13 protein-coding genes are annotated in these 16766 nt (G+C 64.0%); 2 read left to right on the forward strand and 11 right to left on the reverse strand.

From position 1 onward, the window contains the following. Positions 1-48: 48 nt before the first annotated feature. The 3 genes from INT40_RS08240 to INT40_RS08250 form a co-directional block, all read right to left on the reverse strand. On the reverse strand, positions 49-276 hold the full coding sequence (locus INT40_RS08240; protein ID WP_193095907.1) for a hypothetical protein: 228 nt from the start codon (positions 274-276) through the stop codon (positions 49-51). Between the two features lie 66 nt (positions 277-342). After that, complete coding sequence (locus tag INT40_RS08245; RefSeq protein WP_226830977.1) at positions 343-1002, reverse strand: response regulator; 660 nt, start codon at positions 1000-1002, stop codon at positions 343-345. Next, positions 999-2798, reverse strand: coding sequence for an ATP-binding protein (locus INT40_RS08250; protein WP_257930111.1), 1800 nt, complete (start codon positions 2796-2798; stop codon positions 999-1001). The genes INT40_RS08245 and INT40_RS08250 overlap by 4 nt, the downstream gene beginning before the upstream one ends. Before the next feature lie 142 nt (positions 2799-2940). Between INT40_RS08250 and INT40_RS08255 the strand changes: the two genes are divergently transcribed. Further along, positions 2941-4437, forward strand: a complete 1497-nt coding sequence (locus INT40_RS08255) for a CitMHS family transporter (RefSeq protein WP_101571125.1) — start codon at positions 2941-2943, stop codon at positions 4435-4437. 13 nt (positions 4438-4450) lie between these two features. Further along, a complete protein-coding gene (locus tag INT40_RS08260; RefSeq protein ID WP_101571127.1) occupies positions 4451-4912 on the forward strand; it encodes a universal stress protein in 462 nt (153 codons plus the stop codon). Between the two features lie 9 nt (positions 4913-4921). Here INT40_RS08260 and INT40_RS08265 read toward each other — a convergent pair whose 3' ends face one another. The 8 genes from INT40_RS08265 to INT40_RS08300 form a co-directional block, all read right to left on the reverse strand. Then, positions 4922-6394: a (Fe-S)-binding protein gene (locus INT40_RS08265; protein ID WP_180958939.1), complete on the reverse strand. Its 1473-nt coding sequence runs from the start codon at positions 6392-6394 to the stop codon at positions 4922-4924. Next, the gene (locus tag INT40_RS08270) at positions 6394-7545 is read right to left on the reverse strand and encodes an FAD-binding oxidoreductase (protein WP_180958940.1); all 1152 of its coding nucleotides are present in this window, start codon (positions 7543-7545) and stop codon (positions 6394-6396) included. Before INT40_RS08270 ends, INT40_RS08265 begins: the two co-directional genes overlap by 1 nt. Continuing rightward, positions 7542-9008, reverse strand: coding sequence for an FAD-linked oxidase C-terminal domain-containing protein (locus tag INT40_RS08275; RefSeq protein ID WP_101571132.1), 1467 nt, complete (start codon positions 9006-9008; stop codon positions 7542-7544). The genes INT40_RS08270 and INT40_RS08275 overlap by 4 nt, the downstream gene beginning before the upstream one ends. Before the next feature lie 150 nt (positions 9009-9158). Then, entirely contained in the window at positions 9159-10763 is a 1605-nt protein-coding gene (aceB, locus tag INT40_RS08280) for a malate synthase A (protein ID WP_193095908.1), read from the reverse strand. 467 nt (positions 10764-11230) lie between these two features. Beyond that, positions 11231-12877, reverse strand: a complete 1647-nt coding sequence (locus INT40_RS08285; protein ID WP_101571137.1) for a ribonuclease J — start codon at positions 12875-12877, stop codon at positions 11231-11233. A 34-nt stretch (positions 12878-12911) separates the two neighbouring features. Next, on the reverse strand, positions 12912-13835 hold the full coding sequence (gene dapA, locus INT40_RS08290) for a 4-hydroxy-tetrahydrodipicolinate synthase (RefSeq protein ID WP_101571140.1): 924 nt from the start codon (positions 13833-13835) through the stop codon (positions 12912-12914). A 182-nt stretch (positions 13836-14017) separates the two neighbouring features. Next, positions 14018-14695 carry a TetR/AcrR family transcriptional regulator gene (locus tag INT40_RS08295; protein ID WP_193095909.1) on the reverse strand — a complete coding sequence of 226 codons (678 nt, stop codon included), beginning with the start codon at positions 14693-14695 and terminating at the stop codon, positions 14018-14020. Next, entirely contained in the window at positions 14692-16707 is a 2016-nt protein-coding gene (locus INT40_RS08300; protein ID WP_193071946.1) for an FAD-dependent oxidoreductase, read from the reverse strand. Before INT40_RS08300 ends, INT40_RS08295 begins: the two co-directional genes overlap by 4 nt. Between the last annotated feature and the right edge of the window lie 59 nt (positions 16708-16766).

A 16766-nucleotide genomic window follows, 5' to 3' on the forward strand; every position in this document is an offset into this window, starting at 1 on the left:
GGGTCAGTCAGGCTTTGGGTCACACCGGGATTCCCGACCTTTCCAGTATCAACGTGCAGGCAGTTCCGTCACAGAGACGCCCAGCAACTTTCCCCTCCCGAAGTAACGGACACCGACTCCGATCCGGACCGGCGCATCCTGCTCGATCTCTATTTCAGTGGGTTCGGACCAGGTCAACGGGTGCTCTGCATGACCAACCACCGCCACTGGTTTTGACAACAGTTTCAGGAACCAGCTGCTGACCCAATGAGCCTTGATCGCAATTCTGTATTTCATACTCAAGCTTTCCTGGGCGGAAGGTTCTGGAGTGCGGTCGGGCACGTGCCCAGGACAGATGGCCCCTCAGCCCACCCCATAGAGGTGTTCGGGGCGGCCGGTGCTTCCGTATTGGAGTGAGACGGTGACGGCGCGGGACTCGGCCAGCTTGGCCAGGTGGCGCTGCGCTGTCGCGCGGGAGGTGCCGACGATATCGGAGACCTCCATTGCCGTCAGTGGCTGATCGGCGCTCTCGAGTGCTTCGAGGATCCGACCAGTCGTCGACGAGCCCGAGCCCTTGGCCGGTGCGCTCCCCGGTGAGGAGACGTCATGCAGGCCCCGCAATTGACGCTCGAGCTCGGGCTGGCTCACCTTCTCCCGTTCCCAGTAACGGCGGAAGCGGGCATAACGTCTGAGGAAGTCCTGCAGCTCCTCAGCGGCGAAGGGTTTGAGAATATAGGTCATGGCTCCCGCCCGCAGAGCCGAACGCACCACCTCGGAATCGGACACGGCCGAGAGCACGATGGCATCAACATTCGTCTCACGGATGAGCTCGACTCCGTTGCCTTCGGGCAGAACGTAATCGGCTAACACAAGGTCTACGTCCTCTTCGGCGATGATCGTGCGAGCGGTGCGCAGATCTCTGACCGGTTCCAGAGCGTTGAATCCCGCGACCTCGTTGACGTACCGGCAGTGGATCTGCCCCACATAGAAGTCGTCGTCGAGAACCAGAACGTTGATCATCATCTCTCCTCGTCATCCGTGTCATCGCTGAGTACATCGGACAGGTGCATGCCGAAACCGGCACCGCCCAGATCGGGATCGTGGCCTGCCAGCAGCCACACCCGGCCGCCGTGTCGGCGTGCGGTCCTTCGGCACAGCGCCAAACCGATGCCATGCCCATGGTCTGAATCCAGACCGTCGGCACTGCTGGTCCCCTCGTCGAAGATGGACTCCGCATCCTTCTCATCCACTCCCCCACCGGAGTCAGTGACGACGGCATGCAGCTCCGGGCCCGACCCAAGCAGCGTCACTTCGACTCGGCCGAACACCTCGGCGACCCGATCAACACCCTCAGCACTCTCAACAGCTTTGCCACTTGCCTGCGTCACCACCGCCCGCACCGCATTGTCGATGAGATTGCCGAGGATGAGCGTGACGTCTTCGGGTTCATTCACCCGGCCCAGCACCAGGGAATCTGGGGTGACGGCGAGGCTCACACCCACCTCGGCGGCGGTGGTTCCTTTTGCTTCCAGCAGGGCACGAAGATAGGGATCGGTGATCACCTCAATGCCTTCGACGGGCGTGGTGATCGGCCCGGTGCGCAAGATCGTGGCGAGGTAGTTCCGTGCCTCGTCGGTGGCACCCGTGTCGACGAGGCCGAGGACGGTATGGAGACGGTTCGCGAATTCGTGGCGTTGCGTGCGCAGGGCCCGCGCCATGGAGGTCACCGATTCGAGCTGACGTGCCATGGTCAGCACCTGGGTCTCATCGCGCAAAGTGACGACCCCACCGACCGAGACTCCATCACGACTCACGCGGACAGCGGTGGCCAACAGGATCCGGTCGCCGACGGTGACTCGCCGCCGCAGGGCACCGTGATCGGGGGCCTCGACCATCATGTTCCGGATCACCTCGGGCACTTCTGCCCGTGGACCGGTCGTGGACCCGCCCGAGGCCGACACCGTGACGTCAGTGCCGGCGCCCCTGTTGGTGCCGGCGAACCGGTCGTGGTCGTCGTCATCGTCGTCACGGTCGACATGGGAGATTCCGAGCAGCTGTTCGGCCGTGGAGTTGGTCAGGGTCGGGACTCCCGAAGAACTGAAGGCGAGAACCCCGTCGTCAAGACCGCGCAGGACCGCACCCTGATCGCGTGCCATCTCCGCAAGCTCCTCGGGACCTACGCCCAGAGTCTCACGCCTCAGCCTGCGCCCCAGAGCCAGTGAAGCGATGACACCGATGGCCAGGGCCAGGACCGCGACGGAGCCGAGGACTAGGAATTCGCGCCGCAGATCGGCATCAAGCACCGAGGCGTGAATGCCCACGGAGACCTCTCCGACGACGGTCTCATCATCGGTTGAAGAAAAGATCGGGACCTTCGCACGCACGGTCTCGCCGAGAGTGCCTCGCTCATGCGTCACGGATTCCCTGCCGGCCAATGCATCATCCGGGGAAGTGGACACACGTTTGCCGATATTGTCCTGGTCCGGGTGGGAGAGTCGGATGCCCCGGTCATCGGTGATGACTGCGAAGACGATACCTGAGGAGTCGCGCAGGTCATCGGTGATCTCGAGCAGCGGAGTCGTGATCGCATCATCGGCCTCCCCCGCAGGCTGCGCCGAGGCGTCGGTCGAGGCCTTCCTCACATCAGGATCGATGGCCAGAGTCCGTGCGGTCGCCAGTGCTTTGGTCTCGGTGACTTCGGTGACCGAGCGTGCACCCATCCAGGCGAAGACTCCGGTCACCAACGCCAGCGTCACCACAATGACCGCGAGCTGACTGAACAGAACACGGCGAGAGAACGATCGGCTGGGACGTGGCACCAACCCACAGTAACCAGGCGTGAGCGAAATGCGCAAAAGGCGCCAAACAGGCAGAACGTGTTCAGTGCACACAAGCGCGCGCCCGGGCAGTGCGCGGCCTAGGGTGTATCGGGCATCACATCCGTCTTCACAGGAGAAGCTCGTGCTCGTAATCCTCGGTTTCGCAATGATCATCGTCTTCATGACGCTGATCATGACGAAGCGACTCTCACCGATCCTGGCCCTGATCATCGTCCCGACCATCTTCGGACTCTTCACCGGCGCAGGCTTGGGAATCGGCGAAATGGTCATGGACGCCATCGCAGACATGTCCTCGACCGCAGCGCTGCTGCTCTTCGCCATCATCTACTTCGGCATCATGATCGACGTGGGGCTCTTCGACAAACTCGTCGGATTCATCCTCAGAGTCGCCGGCCATGATCCCGTCAGAGTCGTCATGGGCACGGCACTGCTGACCGGAGCGGTCTCCCTCGACGGTGACGGGTCGACGACGTTCATCGTCGTCACCGCCGCGATGCTGCCGATCTACCAGCGCCTGGAGATGTCACCCGTGGTGCTGACCTGTGTCGCGGGTCTGATCAACGGCACGCTCAACATCGTCCCTTGGGGAGGTCCGACGGCACGCGCCTCCTCTGCCCTGCAGATCGATGCCAACGAAATCTTCGCTCCCATGGTGCCGGCCCTCGCTGCGGGTCTGCTGGTGTGCTTCGTCTTCGCCTACTTCCTCGGCGTCTCTGAACGCCGCCGGCTGGCCAAGAACGGTGTGGCCTGGGTCGATGAGTCCCGTGCGGGTTCGAAGCGCTCCGACCTCGTCGGTGCCGTCGCCCGCTCGAACTCAGAGTCAGGCACGAACTCGGGTGCAGGTTCGGCTTCGGGCCCGGGTTCAGTCTCCGCCACCGGGTCCATGTCGGGTTCCGATCACGGTGGAACAGCCTCGGCGGGCACAGCGGTCGCAGATGACGATGCCGGTTCCGGTTCGGCCCTGACCGATACCGCGCTCGACCCCAATCGGGCGACGCTGCGTCCCAAACTCTTCTGGTTCAACCTGATCCTGACCGTGGCCGTGATGGTCATGCTCATCGCCGACCTGCTGCCCCTGCCTTACCTGTTCATGATCGCCATGGTCATCGCGCTCATGGTCAACTTCCCCAACCTCAAGGCACAGCAGGAAGAGCTGGCCTCACACGCCTCGGCGATCATCGCCGTGGTCGCCATGGTCATGGCCGCGGGCGTGCTCACCGGCATCATGAGCGGCACCGGCATGGTGGATGCCATGGCCGCGTGGCTCGTCGACGTCATCCCGTCCTCCATGGGCCCCTACATGGCCGTCATCACCGGGCTGCTCTCGATCCCGATGACGTTCTTCATGAGCAATGACGCCTTCTACTTCGGCATCCTTCCCGTGCTGGCCGAGACCGCCGGTCACTTCGGGATCTCGGCTGCCGATATGGCCAGAGCCTCGATCACAGGACAGCCGGTGCACATGCAGTCACCGCTGGTGCCCGCGATCCTGCTCCTCGTCTCACTCTCGGGAGTCGAACTCGGAGACCACCATAAGAAGGTCCTGTGGCGAGCCCTCATCGTCGCCCTCGTGATGCTGACCGTCGGCGTCCTCATCGGCGTCATTGCAATCGGATAGGAACAGAACCGACATGACTGACTTCTACTCAGCACCTCAGCACAGATTCCCGACACCCTCGCTGCGGGTGGCGGCCTCGGCCGGCATCGACGATGCCCGGGCCACGGTCATCCTGGCCTACCGGTCCGATTCCTCGGCGACGGTTCTCGACGAGGCGATCGCCGGTGCCCGTCGAGAAGGGGCAGCCCTGCGCGTCGTCCACTTCGGCACCGACACCACGACTGCACCGGCGGCCGGTTCCCTGTCGCAGACGAAGGAGCTGGCCGATTCGCTCGCCGAGGCAGGCCTCGAGTTCGAAATCCAACGCGCCGATTCCGATGTGGCCTCCCAGATCATCGACCTCGCCGAGGCGTGGCAGGCGAAGCTGATCGTGATGGCCTCTCGCCGCCGCTCCCCCTTGGTCAAACTGCTGCTGGGCTCCAGCACCCAGAGGGTCATCCTCGAGGCCGAATGCCCGGTGCTCATCGTCAAATAGCGTGCTGCCTCAGCGTGCCAGCAGCTCTCCGGCTCCTGCCCCAGTGAGTGAGGCGTCGAGGAGTTCGATCGTGTGCGCGGTGGGCAGCGTTGCCTCACCCTGTCGGCGGAGGGCGTCGGTGACCTGCAGCAGGCAACCGGGGTTGCCTGTCACGACGAGTCCGGCCTTGGTGGCGGCGATGTTCGTGGCCTTCTTATCCCCCAGTTCACGAGCTGCCTCTGGGCGCACCAGGTTGTAGATACCGGCCGAACCACAGCAGGTGTCGGCGTCCTTGATCGCAGCCAGTTCGACTCCCGGGATCTGACCCAGTAGTTCGCGTGGAGGGTTGCGCACCCCCTGGGCATGGGAGAGGTGGCAGGCGTCGTGGTAGGCCACACGCAGACCACCATCGGCCACCGGATGCCGCGGGGCGCTGGGGCCGAGCTCGACGAGGATCTCGGTCACGTCTCTGACCTTGTCCGCCAGTTCCTTCGCACGCTCGGCATAGGCGGGATCACCTGCGAGGATGTCGGCATACTCCTTCATCGTCGACCCGCAGCCGGCGGAGTTCACGACCAGATAGTCCACCTGCGCCGAGGTGAATGTGTCCACGATCTTGCGCGCGAAGTCCTCGCCCTCCTCGCTGCGCCCGGCATGGACCGACAGTGCACCGCAGCACCCCTGCGACTGAGGCACCACAACCTCACAGCCCTCCATATTGAGCACGCGCACGGTCGCGGCGTTGACCTGAGGGTAGAAGGTGCGCTGCACACAACCGAGCAGCATCCCCACCCGCGCCCTGACCGGCAGGCTCTCACCTGCGGCCGAACGTGGCGGGTTCGACGATGGAATACTGACCTTCTTCGTCACCGGCGGTGCGATGGCCTCCATCGTGGCCAAGGTCGGTGAGAGCTTCTCCAGGATCTTGGACTTGCGCACAAGCGTGGACAGCCCCGTCCGCTGGTAGAGCTTGAGCGGTGCCAACATCGTCTTGAGACGATCGGGGTACGGGAAGAGTTGGAAGATCGCTGCCCGCAGCGCCACCTCGGCGCGGCTGCGATGCTCTTGACCGTTGCGTTCGACCTGTCCGCGGGTGGCCTCGATGAGCTTGTCGTATTGGACGCCCGAGGGGCAGGCGCTGACGCAGGCCATACAGCCCAGGCAGGCGTCGAAGTGTTCGACCATGGACGCGCTCATCGGACCGTTCTTCAGGCCCTCCTGCATGAGGTAGATGCGACCGCGCGGTGAGTCCTCCTCGTTTCCCCACAGCTGGTAGGTCGGACAGGCGGGGAGGCAGAAACCGCAGTGGACGCAGTCGGCGATGAGACTCGAATCCGGTGGGTTGAAGACGTCGAAGGCCGAGTGGTCCATCGTCGGCGGGGCCATCTCCATCGTTGTCTGACCCGCGGTCGACATCGTGGCCTCCAGGGGTGTCGGACCGGTCGCTTCACTGGGCGCTCCGCCGCCCTGGCAGGCTCCTGCGCCACCGCAATCGCATGACATCACAGTCCTCCTATTCCACGTCCGGGTGAGAGCAGACCGTCCGGATCGAACCGGTCCTTGATGGTGGTCATGAGTCCGAATCCGGGGATCTCGCCCCAGGCATCGACCTCGCCCCACACCGAGGCGGGGGCACACAGCACGGTCGCGCTCAGCTGCTTCTGGCCCCATGAGCGCAGGTGTTCGAGAACGACGCGGGTCGCGATCGTGGGATCGGAGTCGAGATCGCCGATGCCCAGGTCGAAGACTCCCATGGCGGACCCGCGCAGTTGGATCGGGTACCCGATGGCGTCCTCAAGGCGGGCGACCTGGCCCACCAGTTCCGGCACTAGGGCCGGTGAGACCGAGGCCCGTATCGTCACCGGTGCTTGGGCTCGCCGTGCCCACCAGCTGGGTTCGACGCCCGGCATCGCACCGGGGTTGGCGTCGATGATCTGCCGTGTTCGGGACTCGACCGACTCAGGGAGTCCTTCGACCATCACGACGGTCGTTGCCGCTACACCCGGCGAGCGGTCGATTTCGACTGCCGCCGGGGCCACCTGGGATCCGATGCTGGAAAGCGCAGCCTCGGCGCCGGGGATCTCGACGAAGCCCTGAGTCTGCGGTTTCGGGTAGAGCCGAATCGCAGCACTGGCGATGATGCCCAACGTGCCCCAGGACCCGGTCATGAGTTTGGCGAGGTCGTAGCCGGCGACATTTTTCACTACCTTGCCTCCGGCCTTCGCGATCGTGCCGTCGGCGAGGACGACGGTGACGCCGAGGACGACTTCACGCAGCGGCAGGCGGCCGATGCGGCGGGGCCCGACGGCACGGGTGGCGATGGCTCCGCCCAGGGTTGAACCGGAGTCGGTGCGGTCGGCTGGAAAGTCTGAGAGGAGCTCCTGGTCTCCGGTTTCGGCGACTCGGGTCAGCTCAGCGACCGTGGCACCTGCTCCGGCGACGAGGATGAGGTCTCCGGGAGAGTGTTCGGTGACCTGGTTGAGGCCTCCCATGTCGAGGAGAAGCCCCGGAGTCTTACCCGGCGGGTGATCAGCAAGTGCGGTTCCACCACCGTAGACGCCGATGGTGCGTAAGTCTCGGTGCGCGGCGGCCACGAGTTCGGAGAGCTCTTCAACGCTGTCGGGTCGAGCGAGCCTGGGCAGTTCCTCGGTCAAAACAGCTCCGCCTTTCCTGCTGCCTGAAGTGGGTGTTCCCCCGATGTTCGCCGAGGTGGTTCCCCGCACAGTCGAGGAGTCGGGAAGATCTTTCCCGGGTTGGACAGATAGTCCGGGTCGAAGGCACAGCGCAGGATCTGCATCGTGTCGAGGTCCTCATTGGTGAACATCCGCGGCATGAATTTCGCCTTGTCGGAGCCGACCCCGTGTTCCCCGGTGATCGAACCGCCTTCGCTCAGGCACAGGTCGAGGATCCGCCCCGAGGCGGTCTCGGCCAGTTCGGTCTGGCCCTCGATGCTGCCGTCGAAGAGCACGAGCGGGTGCAGGTTGCCGTCTCCGGCGTGGAAGACGTTGGCCACGCGCACACCGCATTCCTCAGCGATCGTCGAAATCGAGGCCAGCACAGGCCCGAGCCGTGAGCGTGGGATCACCCCGTCCTGGACGATGTAGTCGGGGCTGATGCGACCGACAGCGGCGAAGGCCGATTTCCGGCCCTTCCAGATCAGACCGCGTTCGACATCGTCGACGGCAACGCGAACCTCGCCGGCCCCGTGGTCCTTGGCCCGGGCGATGACGGTCTCGCGTTCGAGATCGACGTCGATGGCAGGGCCATCGAGTTCGACGACGAGGACAGCACCGGCACCCTCTGGGTAGTTACACGCCACGGCCTTCTCTGCGGCCTCGATGGCCAGGGCGTCCATCATCTCGATGGCGGCGGGCATGATCCCCGCGGAGATGATGTCGCTGACCGCCTCTCCTGCCGCATCGGTCGACTCGAACCCGATGAGCAGCGTCTCCACCGCTTCGGGCAGCCGGGTCAGACGCACGGTCACCTCGGTGACGATGCCCAGCGTCCCCTCTGATCCGCAGAGCACACCGAGGAGGTCATAGCCGGGATATTCGGGAGCATCTCCCCCGATCTCGACGATGTCACCCTGGGCGGTGACCAGGGTGAGGCCGGTGACGTGGTTGGTGGTGAACCCGTATTTGAGGCAGTGGGCACCGCCGGAGTTCTCAGCGACGTTGCCGCCGATCGAGCACACGCTCTGACTCGAAGGGTCCGGGGCGAAGTAGTAGCCGTGCGGGTTGGCCTCATTGGAGAGATTGAGGTTGATGACCCCGGGCTGCACGATGGCGCGCTGGGCCAGCGGATCGATATCGAGGATGTCTCGCATCGTCGACATGACGATGAGCACGCCCTCGGCGTGCGGTTGGGCACCACCGGAGAGTCCGGTGCCCGAACCCCGGGCGACGAAGGGGACAGCGAACTCGTGACAGGCACGCACGGCAACGGCCACCTCGGCGGTGGAGGTGACGCGGATGACCAGGGCCGGGACGGTCCTGTGCACGGCCAGACCATCGCACTCATAGGTTTTGCGTTCGTTCTCGTCGGTGACGATCGCCCCTGGTGGCAAATGCGGTTCGATCCGTGTGAGAACCGAGTCGACTCTGCTCTTGTCCACTTCCGCCTCCTTGCGTCAATGATGTCGAGCTTAGCGAAGAACGCCGCCGAAAATGTGCCAAGGAGCACATTTTCGACGGCGTTCTTACGTGGTGAGACTCCTGAACCGTGCCGACTCAGGGCTTTAGTTCAGCCCACAGGCGCGCGCAGATCAGGGCATGCGGGCGTAGGCCGGCAGCGTCAGGAAGTCGACGTACTCGTCTGCGACGGCCACGGACAGGAATGTGTCGGTGGCATCCTTCCAATCCGCCTGCTCACCCGGAAGCTTCGCAACCTCTTCGGTCACGACCTGGCGCACGAAGTCGGCTGTGACGGTGACTCCGGTGTCGAGTTCGACTCCGGCGTCCATCCACTGCCAGACCTGAGACCTGGAGATCTCAGCGGTCGCGGCATCTTCCATGAGTCCGTTGATGGCGACGGCGCCGTTTCCTTCCAACCAGGCGCGCAGGTACTGGATGCCGACGGAGACGTTGGTCCGCAGACCCTGCTCCGTCATCGATCCTGGGGTCGACTTGACGTCGAGGAGATCGGCTGCAGTCACGGACACATCGTCGCGCTTGTTCTCGATCTGGTTGGCTTTGGCACCCAGCGTCTCGGTGAAGACCTCCTTGCACAGTGCGACCATGCCGGGGTGGGCCACCCAGGAGCCGTCGAAGCCCTTGCCGGCCTCACGGGACTTGTCCTCGCGGACCTTGTTGAATGCGGCCTCGTTCGCCTCCGGATCCTTCGCCGGCACGAAGGCGGACATGCCGCCGATGGCGTGCGCGCCGCGCTTGTGGCAGGTGTGAACGAGGAGCTCGGTGTAGGCACGCATGAACGGCACCGTCATCGTCACGTCAGAACGGTCGGGCAGCAGGAAGTCAGCACCGCGGGCGCGGAAGTTCTTGATCACGGAGAAGATGTAGTCCCAGCGGCCGGCATTGAGACCCGAGGAGTGCTCGCGCAGCTCGTAGAGGATCTCTTCCATCTCGAAGGCCGCAGGGTAGGTCTCGATGAGCACGGTGGCGCGGATGGTCCCACGGTCCAGGCCGAAGGAGTCCTCTGCATGGTCGAATACCTGGTTCCACAGACGAGCTTCGAGATGGGATTCCATCTTCGGGAGGTAGAAGTACGGGCCCTTGCCCTTTTCGATCTGAAGCTGTCCGGCGGTGGCGAAGTAGAGCGCGAAGTCGACGAGCGAGCCGGATGTCTCCTCGCCGTCGACGAGGATGTGCTTCTCCGGCATGTGCCAGCCGCGGGGACGGACGACGATGGTCGGCAGCTCCTCGTCGGGGGCCAGGGTGTAGCTCTTGCCCTCGGGCGAGGTGAAGTCGATCTCGCGGTTGAGTGCGTCGAGCAGGTTGAGCTGTCCGCCGATGACCGAATCCCACTGTGGGGTGTTCGCATCCTCCTGGTCAGCCAGCCACACCTTGGCCCCGGAGTTCAGGGCGTTGATCGTCATCTTCTTGTACGTCGGTCCGGTCATCTCCACGCGCCGGTCCTCGAGACCGGGTGCCGGTGGTGCGACCTGCCAGCTGGGATCGTTGCGGATCTCGGCGGTCTCGGGGAGGAAGTCGAGGTCAGCGCCGGCGGCAATCTGAGCCTGGCGCTCCTTGCGAGCCTCCAATCGTTCGAGGCGGGTGCCGTTGAACTTCCGGTTCAGCTCGACGATGAGCTCGAGAGCTTTGGGGGTGAGTACCTTCTCTGCCCCGTCCGGCAGTTCGCCGGTAATCTCCATGCCTTCTGGAATGTTCAGATTCTCGATATGAGCAGTCATCCGTGGTTCTCCTTAGTCGGCACTTTCACTAGTGCATCGCTTGTCGCTGGCAACGGGGTTTGGCCTGCAAAACTTTCACATCGTGAAATTTATTGTTCACACAACGAAAAGAATAGGAGGTGACGCACCTCTCGTCAAACCCTTCCCTCGTTCTGAGACACCACCAGAAGTGCCCGGGCTCACTCTTCGAGCGGGGCGGCCTGACTCCTTCGAGACTAACGCGCGGCCTCGATCAATGCGAAGCCCGTTTTTATCGTCGCCGGGGACGGTGAAAACGAGCTTCGCATTGATCGGGGGCAGAGACAGACGAGTTGGCGGTGATCGACGACAGAGACTTCGAGGCCGTGGGGCCAAGGCCCCGCAGATACGACTTCGCCCGCGATGCGCCCTCCTTCGAGGGTGCACCGCGGGCGAAGTGTCTGAACTCACACGAGAGTACTCAGCGAAGCGAACTCAGCGAAGCGAACTCAGACGATGACGACCATGGGGACGATCATCGGCTTGCGACGCAGCTTCGAGGACGCCCAACGTCCCACAGTGCGGCGCACAACCTGCTGCAGCTGGTACTGGTCGGTGTTGCCGTCCTTGAGCGCATCTTCGACGGCCTTCGTGACCTTCGGCATAATGGAGTCGAAAACGGAATCGGATTCGGCCACACCGCGGGCGTGGATCTCGGGCCCGGCGATGAGGGACTTCGACTGGCTGTTGATGGCCATGAAGATCGTGACGAAGCCTTCGCCGGAGAGCACAAGACGGTCCTTGAGATCCGCCTCGGTGATCTCACCGACGGAGGAGCCGTCAACGAAGACGAAGTTGCAGTCCACTGCACCGACGACCTCGGCGTGACCGTCCTTGAGGTCGACGACCCAACCGTCGTCGGCAAGGACGATGTTGTCCGGATTCACCCCGGTCGCCTCGGCGTGCCTGGCATTGGCCAGCATGTGTCGCCATTCGCCGTGGACGGGCATGACTCCGCGGGGCTTGACGATGTTGTAGCAGTAGAGCAGCTCGCCGCCGGACGCGTGGCCGGAGACGTGGATCTTGGCGTCTGCCTTCGAGATGACATTGGCACCCAGCTTCATCAGCCCGTTGATGACCTTGAACACGGAGTTCTCGTTGCCGGGGATGAGTGAGGAGGCGAGGATGACGGTGTCGCCGTCGCCCACCTCGACGCGGTGGCTGCGGTTGGCCATGCGCGAGAGCGCGGCCATCGGCTCACCCTGCGAACCGGTGCACATGAGCACGACCTGGTCATCGGGGAGTTTGTCGACCTCTTTGATGTCGATGAGGGCACCGCGTGGGACCTCAAGGTAGCCGAGATCTTCGGCGATCTTCATGTTGCGCACCATCGACCGGCCGACGAGCGCGACCTTGCGACCGTGCGCGTCGGCGGCGTTGAGCACCTGCTGGACACGGTGGATGTGTGAGGAGAATGAGGCGACGATGATCCGACGCTCGGCGTGACCGAAGAGGTTCTCGAGAACCGGTCCGATGTCCTTCTCCAGGGCGGTGAACCCGGGGACCTCGGCGTTCGTCGAGTCCGTCATGAACAGGTCGACACCTTCCTCGCCGAGGCGGGCGAAGGCACGCAGGTCCGTGATGCGGCCGTCGAGAGGCAGCTGGTCCATCTTGAAGTCGCCGGTGTGGAGGATGTTTCCTGCGCCGGTGCGGATGAAGACCGCGAGCGCGTCGGGAATCGAGTGGTTGACGGCGACGAACTCAAGGTCAAAGGGACCGAGCTGGTCGAGGTCGTCTTCCTTGACCACGCGGGTGATCGGCTTGATCCGGTGTTCCTTGAGCTTGGCCTCGATGAGCGCGATCGTCAGCTTCGAACCGAGGATCGGGATATCGGCCTTGCGACGCAGCAGGTAGGGCACGGCACCGATGTGGTCTTCGTGGCCGTGGGTCAGAACGAGGCCGACGATGTCGTCGAGACGGTCATCGAGGTAGGCGAAATCGGGAAGGATGAGGTCGACGCCGGGCTGGTCCTCTTCGGGGAAGAGGACGCCGCAGTCCACAATGAGCAGCTTGCCGTGGTATTCGAACACGGTCATGTTGCGACCGACTTCGCCGAGGCCGCCGAGTGCGACGATGCGGACGGCCTCTGCGTCCATCTTCGGCGGAAGCTTCAATTCTTGAGTCAATGCATTATTCACTGAGGTAACCACTCCTGGTCAATTGGGCGGTCACGAGCGCCATCTGCTCTTCATCTGCTGGGAGCAGCGGCATTCGTGTTCCGCGGTTGTCAAGTATTCCTTGGGCCTGCAATGCGGCCTTCGCCGAGGTGACTCCCGGCATGTGATTCATGAGCGCGTCGACCATGTCCGCCGTTTCATGGGCGATCGCGCGAGCGGTGGTGAGGTCGTTGTTCGCCACGGCCTCGACCATGTCGGCAAACCGTGGTGTGCAGACGTGGCCAGCAACGGAGACGACGCCCAGGGCGCCGAGTGCCAGCAGCGGAAGGTTGAGTGCGTCTTCGCCCGAATAGTAGACGAGGGAGCTGCGGTTCATCACCTGCGCGGAGGCGAAGAGGTCGCCCTTGGCGTCCTTGACCGCGAGGATGTTGGGATGATCGGCCAACCCGAGGAGAGTTTCCGTGCGGATGGGCACGCCCGATCGTCCTGGGATGTCATAGAGCATGACGGGAAGATCGGTGGAGTCCGCGGCCGCGCACATGTGGGCGGCGATGGCCGGCTGTGTCGGCTTCGAGTAGTAGGGGGTGACGATGAGGATGCCATCGGCACCGGCTGCTGCCGAACGCTTGGACAGGTCAATGGTATGCGAAGTGACGTTGTTGCCGGTGCCCGCGATGATCTTCGCCCGGTTGCCGATGACGCCGCGCACGACCTTGAGCAGCTCGATCTTCTCGTCGTCGGTCGTCGTCGGTGATTCGCCGGTGGTTCCGGACACGACGAGCATGTTGTTGCCGAGGTCGACGAGATGGTTCGCTACCTTCTCCACGGCAGGATAATCAATGGTTCCGTCGTCCTTGAACGGCGTCACCATCGCCGTGCCGACAGTACCGAACGCATCAATTGCAGCGGCCGCTGCGTTGTCACCGAGAATCGCCATACGAAAAGGATACCGCGCACAGTCTTAGTCTGCGGCAGTGGCCGTGCGCGCGCCACCGGCGCATTTTCTGATCACCGCCTGCCACCCGTCGCCGCGCCCCGCTCATCGGCGGTGTGCGGGACGTTCACCCGGGGCGATCGGTGGTGTTTTCAGCACGAGAGACAGATCACATGGATCGGGCTTCAGAGGGTTGTGCTGGCGTATGCGCTGTTGGTGGCCCTGCCATGGACACCCAGCAGGCTCCTCGCGGTGAGTTCGAGGGAGTCTGCGATCCTCTCGGGTGTGACATCGCTGCGGCCGGCGGCCACCGCCATGTCGAAGCCGTCGATCGCTGCGATGAGAATGTCGACGATGAGATCCACTTCGGTGTGCGGGCTGAAACTTCCATCGTCGATGCCGGTTTCGATGAGGGTCCGAAAGTGGGCACGCCAGGTGTCGAAGACAGCGTCGGCGGAGTCGCGCAGATAGCCGTTGCGCGACGAGGCGGCGATGAGCTCGAGCCACACCTGTGAGCGGCGTCTGAGGTCACCGATCCTCGGCACGGCCTGCAGACTCGCCTGCAGCGTCTCCCACGCTGTCCCCTGTCTCCTGGTGAGACCCGCGATGGAGTCCTTCCGTGTGAGACCCGCGATGGCGTCGACGGTTGCGCTGCTGTGGGTCGAGAAGGCGTGGACGAGCAGTGACTCGCGGGATCCGAAATAGTACTGCAGGGTGCCCACAGACAGTCCTGCTGCCTCGGCGATGTCCTTCATCCGGACAGACTCGGGCCCCTGCGCAGCGATCTGGTCAAGGGCTGCTTCGAGGATCGCGGCGCGCCGGGCGTCGACTTCGGTCGTGGAGAACTGGGGACGTGGACTCACGGGACTGGCGCCAGACTGCTCGCAGCCTCGAGTCCTTCGAAGACCGCTTCCTCCACGGTCCGCGGGGCCACGGCATCTCCGATGGTCCGAACGCTCGCAGTCCCGAAATCAAGATCGGGGACCACGGATTGTGGGGCCCCGGAGACGATCGTGGCGGCCACACCGTCGACCTCGTGGACGATCTCGCACAGGGTTGACTGCAGGTACCCGGTCGTCGCATCGACTCCGACGAGGCGAGCGTCGTTGACGAAGTCGACTCCTGTCCGCAGTGCCTGGGACATGAGCAGCGTGCGCGTGTACTGCTGGATGGCGGCTCCGGCGAAGTTCGCCGCCGTCGCCAAGGTCACCGGCACCCTAGCCTCGGCCAAACGCAACGCGATGCCCAGGCCGATCCAGTCGCCCTTCCAGTCATTGACGAGCACGCGACCTTTCGGCAGGGTCGGCTGGGTCATGAGATAGTCGCGGGCACCGATGACGAAGGCCTCGTCGTCGACTTCAAGGTGGGGCATGCGCTGCTGCGCACCCGTCGCAACGATCACATGTTCGGGTGCCACCTCGTCGAAGACCTGCTGGGTCACCGGCGTCGAGGTGCGGATGTCAACGCCGGCTCGTCTCGCCTCGGCGCTCAGGTTCGTCGCGGCTCCCCCGAATTCGGATCGGTAGGGCAGTTCCTGTGCCAGCAGCACGGCCCCGCCGAGGTGGGGCTCGCGTTCGCAGAGCACGACGTCATCACCGGCTTCGGCTGCCACCGCTGCCGCCTTGAGTCCGGCTGGTCCGCCGCCGATGACGAGGACACGACGCCGGATCCTCACCGTGGGCCGAGGCAGGAACTGAAGCTCTCTGCCCGATTCGGGGTATTGGATGCAGGAGATGGGCACACCCATCTGAAAGTGTCCGATGCAGGCCTGGTTGCAGCCGATGCAGGCCCGGATCTCGTCCACCGCATCTCGCTGCGCCTTGCTGGCGATCTCGGGATCGCAGATCATCGCCCGGGTCATGATCGCCATGTCCGTGCGCCCCTCGGCGATGGCCTTCTCCGCTTCGTGCGGCTGGTTGATTCGTCCGGCGACCATGACCGGTTTGTCTGTGATCTTCTTGACCTGTTCGGACAGGGTCGCGGCATAGGCCGGGTCGATCTGCATCGAGGGCACGATGTGCACCGCACCTTGCAGGGTCGAGGAGTCTCCGGCCGTGATCGAGAAGTAGTCGAGGCAGTCCACTTCCTCGATGTCGCCCGCGCTGGGGCCAGCATCAGAACCCGTCTTCATTCCATCGAGGTGTTCGATGAGGTCGAGGACCTCGGTGGCGACCATCCCGTCTTCGGTCTTCTCCTCTCCTGAGATCCGCAGGCCGACCACGACGTCGGGGCCCACTGCTTCGCGGACCCCGGCGACCACCTCGGCGAGGAAGCGACGACGGTTGGCCGGACTGCCACCGTATTCGTCGGTGCGCGCATTCACTCGCGGGTTGAAGAATTGGATGGGCAGATACCCGTGGCTGGCGACGATCTCGACGCCGTCGATGCCGCTGTCACTGATCCGCTTGGCGGCGCTCGCGTAGCCGGCGATGATCTCCTTGATCGCTTCGGTGCTCAGTGCCTCGGGGACCACCTTGAAGCGCTCCTGCGGTTCGTCGCTGGGTGCGACTGCTCGCGGTGCCATGCCGCGCTCACCGTCCATGACCTCCCGGCCGGGGTGGAAGAGCTGAGCGAAGATCGTGGCACCATGAGCGTGGACTGCCTCGGCGACGGCTCCGTATCCGGGCACCGAGGAATCATCGGTGGCCATGAGCACATGGTTCGTGTAGCGGGCGGTCTCGTGAACTCCGGAGACCTGGAGGACGATGAGCCCACAGCCGCCCTGGGCTCGTGCTTCGTGATAGGCCACGAGATCGTCGCCGATCTTCCCGTGGTCATCGAGGACCGTGTCGTGGCCTGAGGACACGATGCGATTGCGAATGGTCCTCGGGCCCAGTGTGATGGGTTCGAAGAGGCGTGGGAACAGTGAAGACATGATCATCCTTGATGCATGCGGTGGGTCCTGACCCGTAATTCATATCACGGTATGACTAA

The sequence above is a fragment of the Brevibacterium sp. FME17 genome (genome assembly GCF_014897515.1).
Lineage (GTDB): Bacteria > Actinomycetota > Actinomycetes > Actinomycetales > Brevibacteriaceae > Brevibacterium.